Annotated in this window: 6 protein-coding genes; 1 reads left to right on the top strand and 5 read right to left on the bottom strand. The window is 72.1% G+C overall.

Annotation, left to right across the window (positions count from 1 at the left end):
- Window positions 1-873: ABC transporter ATP-binding protein (locus tag AC2W7A_RS09440; RefSeq protein WP_485991138.1), on the top strand; the 873-nt coding region annotated here is incomplete at its 5' end.
- A gap of 9 nt (window positions 874-882) precedes the next feature.
- Here AC2W7A_RS09440 and AC2W7A_RS09435 read toward each other — a convergent pair.
- The 5 genes from AC2W7A_RS09435 to AC2W7A_RS09415 form a co-directional block, all read right to left on the bottom strand.
- Window positions 883-1,881, bottom strand: coding sequence for a bile acid:sodium symporter family protein (locus AC2W7A_RS09435; protein ID WP_485991137.1), 999 nt, complete (start codon window positions 1,879-1,881; stop codon window positions 883-885).
- Window positions 1,882-1,952: 71 nt separating this feature from the next.
- On the bottom strand, window positions 1,953-2,243 hold the full coding sequence (locus AC2W7A_RS09430) for an ABC transporter permease (RefSeq protein WP_485991136.1): 291 nt from the start codon (window positions 2,241-2,243) through the stop codon (window positions 1,953-1,955).
- Window positions 2,234-3,160, bottom strand: a complete 927-nt coding sequence (locus AC2W7A_RS09425; protein WP_485991135.1) for an ABC transporter permease — start codon at window positions 3,158-3,160, stop codon at window positions 2,234-2,236. The genes AC2W7A_RS09430 and AC2W7A_RS09425 overlap by 10 nt, the downstream gene beginning before the upstream one ends.
- The gene (locus tag AC2W7A_RS09420) at window positions 3,157-4,041 is read right to left on the bottom strand and encodes an ABC transporter ATP-binding protein (RefSeq protein ID WP_485991134.1); all 885 of its coding nucleotides are present in this window, start codon (window positions 4,039-4,041) and stop codon (window positions 3,157-3,159) included. The genes AC2W7A_RS09425 and AC2W7A_RS09420 overlap by 4 nt, the downstream gene beginning before the upstream one ends.
- 148 nt (window positions 4,042-4,189) lie before the next feature.
- Window positions 4,190-5,017 carry a response regulator gene (locus AC2W7A_RS09415; protein ID WP_485991139.1) on the bottom strand — a complete coding sequence of 276 codons (828 nt, stop codon included), beginning with the start codon at window positions 5,015-5,017 and terminating at the stop codon, window positions 4,190-4,192.
- Window positions 5,018-5,023: the final 6 nt, after the last annotated feature.

Below are 5,023 nucleotides of genomic sequence, written 5' to 3'. Positions count from 1 at the left end.
GAGGCGGCCGGCGGGTGGGGGCCGGACGGACCGACCCCGAGGACCCGGGTGCGGGAGCCGCTGCGGGAGCTGGCCCGGCGGACCGGGACGGACGTGCCGGCGGTGCGGTTCGCCGACGTGCACTTCTCCTACGACGGCTCGGCCGAGCGGGACGTGCTTGCCGGCATCGACTTCGAGGTGCGGCAGGGAGAGAAGGTCGCGCTGGTCGGGGAGTCCGGCGGGGGCAAGTCCACCATCACCAACCTGCTCATGGGCCTGTACCCGGCACGGACAGGGCGGATCGAGGTGTTCGGGCAGGACGTGGAGCGGCTCGGGCTGCCGACGCTGCGCGGCGGGATCGCGGCCGTGTTCCAGGAGCCGAACCTGTTCTCCGGGACAGTGCGGGAGAACATCGCCTACGCGGACCCGGACGCCTCCGACGAGCAGGTGCGGGCCGCGGCGGAAGCGGCGTTCGCCCACGGGTTCGTGGAGCGGTTCCCGGACGGCTACGAGCAGCTGATCGGCGAGCGGGGCCTGCGCCTGTCCGGCGGCCAGCGGCAGCGCATCGCCGTGGCGCGGGCCGTGCTGAAGGACGCGCCCGTCCTGATCCTGGACGAGGCGACGTCCAGCCTGGACACCAAGTCCGAGCGGCTCGTGCAGGCCGCCCTGGACGAGCTGATGGTGGGCCGCTCCAGCCTGATCGTGGCGCACCGGCTGTCCACGATCGCCTCGGTGGACCGGATCGTCACGCTGCGCGGTGGCCACGTGGACGAGGTGGGGTCCCCGGCGGAGCTCGCCGAGTCCGGCGGGATCTACTCCCAGCTCCTGCAGCTCCAGCAGGCCGGCACGAAGCAGGCGAAGAAGCTGCTCAAGGAGTTCGGGATCTCCGGCTGAGGCCGTGCCTCAGGCGCGGGGGCGGTCCCCGTCATGCGCTGGCTCGGCGTCGACGGGCCGGTCCGAGCGGCGGAACACCATCGCCAGCAGGGCGCCGGAGAGGTTGTGCCAGATCGAGAACACGGCGGCCGGCAGGGCGGCGGCGGGGGAGAGGTACTGGGCGGCCAGGCCGGCGGCGAGGCCGGAGTTCTGCATGCCGACCTCGATGGACACCGTGCGGGCCGAGGGGCGCGGCAGGCCGCAGAGGCGGGCGCCTGCATAGCCGAGGCCGTAGCCCAGGCCGTTGTGCAGGATCACCGCGAGCAGCACCACGAAGCCGGCGGACAGCACGGTCTCGGCCGAGTTGCCGACCACCGCGGCGACCACCAGGGCGATGAACACGACCGAGACCCAGGGGAGCGCGGGCAGGACGGCGTCCACGGCACGGCGCAGCAGCATACGGACGATCAGGCCGCCGAGCACCGGCAGGAGCACGATGTTCACGATCGACATCGCCATGGCCCCGGCGTCCACGTCCATGTACTGCCCGGCCAGCCACAGGGTGAGCAGCGGGGTCAGCACCGGCGCCAGCAGGGTGGAGATCGAGGTCATGGTCACCGAGAGCGCCGTGTCCGCACGGGACAGGTAGGCCACCACGTTTGATGCCGTGCCGCCCGGGGCCGAGCCCACGAGGATCACGCCGGCCGCGAGCTCCAGCGGCAGGTCCAGGGCGAGGGCCACCCCGAGGCCGAGCAGCGGCATGATCACGTACTGCGCCACCACGCCCAGCAGGATCGGCAGCGGACGCTTCGCCACCAGGGCGAAGTCGGGCCAGGTCAGCGTCAGGCCCATGCCGAACATGATGATGCCCAGGAACAGGTTCACCTGCGGCACGAGCTGCTTGGTGGTGTCCGGGGCCAGGAAGCCGATCAGCGCCGCGGCCAGGACCAGCAGGGGGAAGATGCTGACGGCCACGCGGGCCGAGCGGTCCTCGGCGGCGCGGGAGCGGGACGGTGCGGCGGTACTCATGCACTCCACTCTAGGGCGGCCGGACCATGGGGTCCGATGCGTGGACGGGCGGGGAGGTGCCGGCCCGGTGCTCAGTCCCTCTTCGCCCGCAGCGCCTCGGACCACTTCATGGCCTTGCCGGTGCGCAGGATGGAGCGCTCGTAGATCTTTGCCGCGAACCAGATCGCCAGGGCGGTGGCCGCGACCAGGATGCCCAGGGACAGCAGGTGCTCCCACATCGCGCCCTGCTCCAGGAACACGCGCAGCGGCGTGGCCACGGGGGCGGAGAACGGGATCAGGGCCATGATCCGCAGGGCCTCGGGGTTGTCGTTGAAGAAGATCACCGCGAAGTACGGGAGCATGATCAGCATCATCACGGGCATCGAGGTGGAGCCGATGTCCTCCTGGCGGGAGACCAGGGAGCGGCCGCCGCGTACAGCGACGCGATCATCACGAACCCGATCGCGAACAGCAGCACGAACCAGAGGATCGGTGCGCCCAGTCCGTCCAGCGGCAGGACGGCGTCGTTGATCTGCATGCCCAGCAGGAGCACGCCGGCGATCAGCGCCACCTGGAACAGGGCCATCGCGGAGTTGCCGATCACCTTGCCGGCCATCATGGCCTTCGCGGGGATCGCGGCGAGCAGGATCTCCACCACGCGGGACTGCTTCTCCTCGATCACCGAGACCGCGATCTGCTGGCCGTAGGTGATGGCGATCATGAAGAACACGATGCCGAAGCCGAACGCGATCAGGTACTGCAGACCCGGGTTCGGGGCGTTCGGGTCCAGCAGCTCCACGGCCGGGGACGTGGACAGCGCCTGCACCAGGCCGTTCGGAGCCGAGTCGAGCCCCACCACGGCGAGGCCCGCCGGGCTGGTCTCGTCCGGGACGACGGCGGCCTCGACGTCGCCGGAGCGCACGGCCTCCCGCGCAGCGTCCGCGGAGTCCACGGTCTGCGGCTCGTAGGCCTCGCCCAGGGCGCCCACGGCCTGGGAGGTCTCGGCGGTCACGGCCACCTTCTCGCCGCCGTCGCCGCCGAAGAGGTCACCGAGGCGCGGGGCCACCAGCACGGCCAGCAGCAGCAGGCCGAGCATGATCGCGGTGGTCACCACGAACGCCTTGGACATCATCTTGACCTTCATCTCCCGACCGGCCACCAGGCCGACGGCGGTCCAGAAGGGGGTGCGGCCGGCACCTGCGCCGGCAGCGCCGCGGCCGGCACCGCGGACGCCGCCACCGCCGGAGGCGAGGCGGACGTCGTCGTGGGTGTGGGTCTGGTTCTGGGGCGAAGCGTTCATCGGGTGACCTCCGTGAAGATCTCGTGCAGGGAGTGGCGGACGGGGCCGAAGCTGTGGACGGTGCCGCGGGAGCCGGCCTCGCGGAGCACCGTGTTCGCGGCGTCCGCGTCGTCGGCCCGGAAGCGGACCTGGCCGCCGTCGAAGCTGGTGACCTCCACGCCGGGCAGGGAGCGGACCCAGCCGGTGTCCGTGCCGGCGACGAGCTCCCATTCGGCCTCGGCGTGCCGCTCGATCAGCTCCTGGCGGGTGCCGCTGGCCACCACGCGGCCGTCGGCGAGAATGACGAGCTCGTCGCAGAGCCGCTCCACCACGTCCAGCTGGTGGGAGGAGAACAGCACCGGCACGCCGGTGTCCGCGGTCTCGCGCAGCACCTGCAGGGTGGTGTCCACTGCGTGCGGGTCCAGGCCGGAGAACGGCTCGTCCAGCACCAGGGCGTTCGGCTCGTGCACCAGGGCGGCGGCCACCTGGGCGCGCTGCTGGTTGCCGAGGGAGAGCTCCTCGAGCTTGTCCTTGGCGCGGTGGTCCAGCTCGAGTCGCTCCAGCAGATCCATGGCGCGAGCCTTCGCGGCCGTCGCGGAGGACCCGTGCAGGCGGGCCAGGTAGACCAGCTGGTCGATCACCGGCATCTTCGGGTAGAGCCCGCGCTCCTCCGGCATGTAGCCGATGCCCGCGCGGTAGTCGCCGGTGATGGGGGCGCCGTCCACGAGGACCTCCCCGGAGTCGTGGGAGAGCACGCCCAGCAGGATGCGCATGGTGGTGGTCTTGCCGGCACCGTTGCCGCCCACGAACCCGGTCATCAGTCCGGGCCGGATGTCGAAGGACAGGTCGTGGAGGACGTGGTGGCCGCCGTAGGACTTGTTGAGGTCTCTGACGCTGATCATGTCTTCCACGCTACGGTTCCGCCCGTTCCGGCGGATCCGCCGCGCGGGGGATCTTTCCGGCCTCCGCCTTCAGGAAGATCTCCTCCCGGCGGGGGAGGAGGCTCCGGGACGGCACCGGAGGGCGCCGGTCCGCGCCGGTCCGGGGCCGTCAGCCGGCCAGGCCGTGCTCGAACGCCCAGATCACCGCGTGCACGCGGTCCCGGGCCTGCAGCTTCATGAGCACGTTGGACACGTGCGTCTTCACGGTGGACTCGCCCACCACCAGCTCCGCGGCGATCTCCGCGTTGGACAGCCCCCGCGCCATCAGCCGCAGGATCTGGGTCTCCCGGGCGGTCAGCCCCGCCTTCCCGACGACGGCACTCACCTCCGCCTCCTCCGCACCGGGTGCCGTGGTCGGCTCTGCCGGAGTGCGATCCGCATCGGCGGGATCCGCGGGCGCGGCGGCCGACTCGGGCGCGAGCCGGGCCAGGACCCGGCGGGTGACCTGGGGGTCCAACAGGGCGTCGCCGCGGCCGAGGACGCGGACGGCCTCGATCAGCTCCTCGGGCCCGGCGGACTTGAGCAGGAAGCCGGAGGCGCCGGCGGTGAGGGTGTCGAAGAGGAAGTCGTCCCGGTCGAAGGTGGTGAGGATCAGGATCGCCGCCCGGGCGTCGGAGGCCGCCAGGGCTCGGGTGGCCTCGATGCCGTCCATGGCGGGCATCTGCACGTCCATGCAGACCACGTCCGGGTCGAGCTCGGCCACCTGCGCGAGTGCCTCGCGGCCGTCTCCGGCCTCGCCGACCACCTCGATGCCGTCCTCTGCGCCGAGGATCGCGGCGAAGCCGAGGCGGATCAGGGGCTGGTCGTCCACCAGCAGGACGCGGATGCTCATCGGGTCTCCTCGGCGGAAGCGGGGGTCGGAACGGTCGGAGCCGTGGCCGGCATGGGGGCGGTCGGGTCCGTGCGCGGAGCCGCGTCCGGCCTGGCGGTCGGGCACGGCGGG

The organism is Micrococcus sp. LASM2_SD2 (assembly GCF_057364565.1).
The sequence above is the reverse complement of the archived record's forward strand: the minus strand, read 5'-3'. Positions and strand labels throughout refer to the sequence as shown.

Bases quoted from the DNA above. Each gene is read 5' to 3' on its own strand.
- AC2W7A_RS09420 (WP_485991134.1), bottom strand. From the start codon at position 4,041: ATGATCAGCGTCAGAGACCTCAACAAGTCCTACGGCGGCCACCACGTC.
- AC2W7A_RS09425 (WP_485991135.1), bottom strand. From the start codon at position 3,160: ATGAACGCTTCGCCCCAGAACCAGACCCACACCCACGACGACGTCCGC.
- AC2W7A_RS09430 (WP_485991136.1), bottom strand. From the start codon at position 2,243: ATGCCCGTGATGATGCTGATCATGCTCCCGTACTTCGCGGTGATCTTC.
- AC2W7A_RS09435 (WP_485991137.1), bottom strand. From the start codon at position 1,881: ATGAGTACCGCCGCACCGTCCCGCTCCCGCGCCGCCGAGGACCGCTCG.